4 protein-coding genes and 2 pseudogenes are annotated in these 5,054 nt (G+C 57.1%); 2 read left to right on the top strand and 4 right to left on the bottom strand.

What is annotated here, in order from left to right; genetic code table 11:
* Together AC1DSG_RS27515 and AC1DSG_RS27510 are read right to left on the bottom strand one after the other, a co-directional pair.
* Positions 1–1,314: dicarboxylate/amino acid:cation symporter (locus AC1DSG_RS27515; protein WP_477793694.1), on the bottom strand; the 1,314-nt coding region annotated here is incomplete at its 3' end.
* A 107-nt stretch (positions 1,315–1,421) separates the two neighbouring features.
* Complete coding sequence (locus AC1DSG_RS27510) at positions 1,422–2,477, bottom strand: tartrate dehydrogenase (protein WP_477793693.1); 1,056 nt, start codon at positions 2,475–2,477, stop codon at positions 1,422–1,424.
* Between the two features lie 136 nt (positions 2,478–2,613).
* Here AC1DSG_RS27510 and AC1DSG_RS27505 point away from each other — a divergent pair, with 136 nt between their 5' ends.
* Together AC1DSG_RS27505 and AC1DSG_RS27500 are read left to right on the top strand one after the other, a co-directional pair.
* The gene (locus tag AC1DSG_RS27505; protein ID WP_477793692.1) at positions 2,614–3,537 is read left to right on the top strand and encodes a LysR family transcriptional regulator; all 924 of its coding nucleotides are present in this window, start codon (positions 2,614–2,616) and stop codon (positions 3,535–3,537) included.
* 141 nt (positions 3,538–3,678) lie between these two features.
* Positions 3,679–3,840, top strand: coding sequence for a DUF2986 domain-containing protein (locus tag AC1DSG_RS27500; protein WP_477793691.1), 162 nt, complete (start codon positions 3,679–3,681; stop codon positions 3,838–3,840).
* Positions 3,841–4,660: 820 nt separating this feature from the next.
* Here AC1DSG_RS27500 and AC1DSG_RS27495 read toward each other — a convergent pair.
* Positions 4,661–4,941: pseudogene (locus AC1DSG_RS27495) on the bottom strand (IS5/IS1182 family transposase); the annotation flags it as partial.
* A 33-nt stretch (positions 4,942–4,974) separates the two neighbouring features.
* Positions 4,975–5,054: pseudogene (locus AC1DSG_RS27490) on the bottom strand (transglycosylase SLT domain-containing protein); the annotation flags it as partial.

Here is a 5,054-nt window from a genome sequence, read left to right as displayed (position 1 = left end):
GCCCACCGCCGAATGCGCAAAAATGCGATTGGCCTCATCAACCGTGGCAGTCTTTTCCTCCTCGACTTCACCATTGAGCGCCTTGTTCATTTTGACCGTGTCCAACGCTCCGACCCATTTGGCGATGGCCATGGTGCCGACCCCATTGCCGATGGTGTTGGTGATTGCCCGCGCTTCCGACATGAACCGGTCGACCCCCAGCAGCAACACCATGCCCGCCACCGGAATGGTGCCCAGAGAAGACAAGGTCGCAGCCAAAATGATGAACCCAGACCCCGTGACACCTGCAGAGCCTTTGGAGGTGAACATCAGCACCGCCAACACGATCAGTTGATCAGTCAGGGTCAGCGGCGTATTGGTCGCCTGAGCAATGAAAATCGCAGCGATGGTGTAGTAGATCGCCTGTCCGTCCGGGTTGAAGGTCAGACCGGAAGGAATGATCATGCCGGCGACAGGTTTGGACACTCCGGCCTTTTCCATTTTGGAAATCATCTGCGGCAGCACTGATTCCGATGAGCTGGTGCCGAGTACGATGAACAGTTCTTCCTTGATGAACTTGAGGAACTTCCACAGGCTGAAGCCGCTGTAGCGACAGATCGGGCCGAGCACAAAGATCACGAACACCGCACAGGTCAGGTACACACAGGCCATCAGCTTGCCGAGGGAAAACAGTGAGCCGAACCCGTATTTGCCGATGGTGAAGGCAATGGCGCCGAATGCGCCGATCGGTGCCAGTCGCATCACCATGTTGACGATGCGGAACATGCCCTGCATCAGGCTGTCCAGGGTGTCAACAAAGGGTTTGCCCCGTGGCCCGACGTGGGCCAGGGCGATGCCGAGCAGAATGGAGAACAACAGGATTTGCAGGACGTTGCCCTTGGCGAAGGCATCGACGATGGTGTCGGGGATGATGTTCATGACGAAGTCCATGAACGAGGCATGCTTGACCGCCGTGGTGTAAGTGGCCAGGCTGGAGGTGTCGAGGGTGGCAACATCGATATTCATGCCCGCGCCGGGCTTGAATACATCGACCACCACCAGGCCGACCACCAGCGCCAGCGTCGACACGACTTCGAAATACAGCAGCGCGCGAAAGCCGACCCGCCCCAGTTCCTTCATGTTTTCCATGCGCGCAATGCCCGTGACCACGGTCAGGAAGATCACCGGTGCGAGGAGCATCTTGATCAATTTGATGAAGGCATCGCCCAGGGGTTTGAGCGCAGTGCCGGTTTCAGGAACGAATACACCAACGATGGCGCCGAGGATCACGGCGATGAGTACTTGTACGTAGAGTTTGCCAAATATTCTTTTCATGACAGGGCCCTGATTTTTTATTGTTGTCAGGAAATGCCAAGGAGTCAGATCAAGCGATCTGCCCCTCGGCGTTGTGCCGCAGTACTACTTTGAATCGCTGGAAAAAATCAGCGGTTGATCAACGCAATGACCGCCTCCGTGATCTGGCGGGTAGTGGCATTACCGCCGAGATCCGGGGTATGCAAACCGCTTTCGGTCACGGCTTCGATGGCGGACATCAGTTGCTTGGCAGCGGCGGATTCCCCGAGATGCTCAAGCATCATTGCAGCGGTCCAGAACGTCGCGATCGGGTTGGCCACGCCTTTACCGGTGATGTCGAATGCCGAACCGTGGATCGGTTCGAACATCGAAGGGAATTTGCGTGACGGATTGAGGTTGGCTGTCGGCGCGATGCCCAGGCTGCCGGACAGCGCGGCGGCCAGGTCGGACAGAATGTCGGCGTGCAGGTTCGTGGCGACGATGACATCCAGTGTCGACGGCTTGAGCACCATGCGCGTGGTCACCGCATCGACCAGTTCCTTGTCGATTTTGACGTCCGGGAAATCCTTGGCCACTTCGTAGAAGATTTCATCCCACAACACCATGCCATGCCGCTGCGCGTTGGACTTGGTGACCATGGTCAGGTGTTTGCGTGGACGACTCTGCGCCAGTTCGAAAGCGAAACGGTGAATGCGCTCGACCCCGGCCCGGGTGAATACCGAGACTTCGGTGGCGACCTCTTCCGGCAGGCCACGGTGCACGCGACCGCCGTTGCCGGAATATTCGCCTTCAGAGTTTTCCCGCACCACCACCCAATCGATCTGATCGCCGTTGTGCAGGGGGCTTTTCACCCCCGGCAGTACCCGGGCGGGACGCACGTTGGCGTATTGATCGAAGCCCTGGCAGATCGGCAGGCGCAAGCCCCAGAGGGAAATATGATCCGGTACGTTGAGCGCGCCGACGGCACCGAAGAAGATAGCGTCGAAGGTTTTCAGCTCATCCAGGCCACCTTCGGGAATGTAGTAACCGTTTTTCAGGTAGTTATCCGAGTTCCAGTCAAAGTGTTTGAAATCCAGTTGGAAGCCGGACTTTTTCGACAGGGCTTGCAGCACCTCTACGCCAGCGGCAATCACTTCGACACCGATGCCATCACCTGGAACCGCTGCAATTTTGTATGCGCTCATGGTCAACTCCACTCTTTTAACGTTCTTGTTGTGCCTGTCGAACGGGCTGTTCAATCAGGGTGTGAGCGGAGTATATGTAGTGAGCAAATAGCTGTGAGTTACTCAGAATCACTACATAAATAACTTTGAGTTACGAATGAGCCAGACTCTGGATTTGTCATTTTTTTACCTGCTGGCCAACAAAGGCAGCCTCGCCGCGACCGCGCGGGAACTGGGCATCACTCCACCGGCAGTGAGCAAGCGTCTCACCGCGCTGGAGGCTCGATTGGGCATCCGCCTGGTCAACCGCACGACACGCTCAATGAGCCTGACCGCTGAAGGTGAACTGCTTTTTTCCCATGCCGCCCGCATCCTGACCCAGATCGATGAGGTCGAGCAGTTGCTCCATAGCAGTCGGGCGACGCCTAAAGGCTTGATACGGGTCAACGCATCGCTTGGGTTCGGTCGCCGTCACATCGGCCCTGCCCTGGGTGCGTTCTTCGCACAGTACCCGGAGGTGGAAGTACAACTGGAAATCAGCGATCACCCGCTTGATCTGACGACGCATGGGTTTGACCTGGGCATACGCTTCGGCACGCTGCCAGACGCCGCTTTCCATGCTCGCAAGATCGCGTCCAATCGACGTCTGTTATGCGCATCGCCCCTGTACCTGGAAAAGCATGGTGTGCCGCAACGCCTGACCGACTTGCAGCAACACAACTGCATCTTTCTACGGCAAAACGAAACGCCCTACGGCGTGTGGAGTTTCACCAACGGTGGGCGTACACAAAACATCAAAGTCCGTGGAGCATTGGGTTGCAATGACGGTGAAGTGGCCCTGAACTGGGCGCTGGAAGGGCACGGTATTCTGTTGCGAGCCGAATGGGACATCGCCCGATACGTGCGCAGTGRCCGCTTGCGATTGGTACTGGAAGACCAGACACCGACACGCGCCGATGTCTATGCGGTGTACCCGCAACAGCTACACCTTTCAACCCGAGTGCGCAGCCTGATCGATTTTCTGGTTGAGCGTTTCAAGCACATTGACCACCTGGATGAAGCGGCAGATCTGCACGACTGAACAACAGTGGCCCGCCCCTTCCCGATGCATGCATCAGCGCCCTCGGAACGACGGCTGCCAGCTCGCCAAGAGCGCGGCACTCGGATCTGGATTAATATTCAAGCTGATACCATTCAAGAAATTACACGCTGAGCAGAAAACATGAATCGTCGTAAAAAAATACAGCAGTTATTAAAGGCTCACGCCAAAAAGGCCAGTGCCAAATTGGCACCGGCCAGCAAGTCTAAATACATCAGTAAAGCTGACCGATTGAAGCTGGCGGCTGAAGCCAGTGACGACTCAATCATTTCCTCTGAGAGCTGATCCCTGTAGCTCAAACACCAGCGGAGTTTACCAATCTGCTCGGGCCGGGCATTCCAAGCCTCAAAGGGACCGAACACTGAGGCCGTTGGCTATTTAAGCAGCGGCTCCCTAGAACTTTTCCCTATTTATCGGTCTATGTGGATAGGCACATCCGCTGGGTAAGCGCGAACCCGCAGGCTTCCCGCGGCCAGACGGCCCCATGTCCAATTGTCAATCAGAGGTTGTCTTCGCTCATGAAATTCCATGACCTACGGATGGTGCTCTTCGGCCTGTTCGCGTTCGCGGCAGTGGGCTCGGCATCAGCAACACAGATGAAGACCTCAACCCCTGTTTTCGCAACTGAAGCCACAGCCGTTCAGGCGCCTGTCCAGGACGCCGGCAACCCTTGGTCGACCTCGGCTAGTATGGCCGGCGAGCAGCCAGGACCGTTGCTTGCCCATGACGATCGATACTGGCACGACGGCCGTTGGCACGACCGTAGAGACGATTGGCGCCGAGACGACTGGCGTAGAAATCAGTGGCGTAGAGAGCAAGCCCGCCGAGAAGCTGAACGCCATCGTGATTGGGAGCGCCACCAGGATCGGGCCATGCGGCACCGCTACGAGGACGAACACCGTTACTATCGTCGCTAGTGCGAAGCCACGGGATCAATCCGCCTGCAACACGGGCGCTACTCCGTCAACCTGCAAAACCAGGACTCAAACCGGCCTGAAATAGCAGTGCTCGCCCACCCGGATGTAGAAATCAGGCTGAATACGTCGACGAGGTAGAATCGGATGTCTGTTCAGCGCTTCCCAAGTGAAGTCTGATCGTTCGCATTGGTGCTCTCGACTTCTGCGGTTCGATGAACCGGTGTGGGTTCCACATCCATGATCACGCCGTGCTCGGTATCGATCAGATAATTCGTGGAGTAAACGTAGAACGCAGGGCCACCTGGAGCTGCGGTCCAGCGGGCTTGAGGAGCAGTCAGCGATAGGTGCTTCGGTAGCGTTTCGGCCAGAGCCTCTTCATCGAGTGCCTCAAGATACTCACGCACGGCGCGGGTGCTCAGGGACGGATCGCTCCAGTGACCTGTTCATCACCCGGTACACCGCTCCGGCGTATTCCCTATTCCTGGGTATGCGCCCTACGGTACTAGCGATGGTTGCGATAGCGTTCGGTCAAGGACTGCACGCGGGTGACGTAGGATTGCGTCTCGGCATAGGGAGGCACCC

The sequence above is a fragment of the Pseudomonas sp. P5_A12 genome, assembly GCF_056400685.1.
This window is presented reverse-complemented; position numbering and strand designations above follow the sequence as displayed.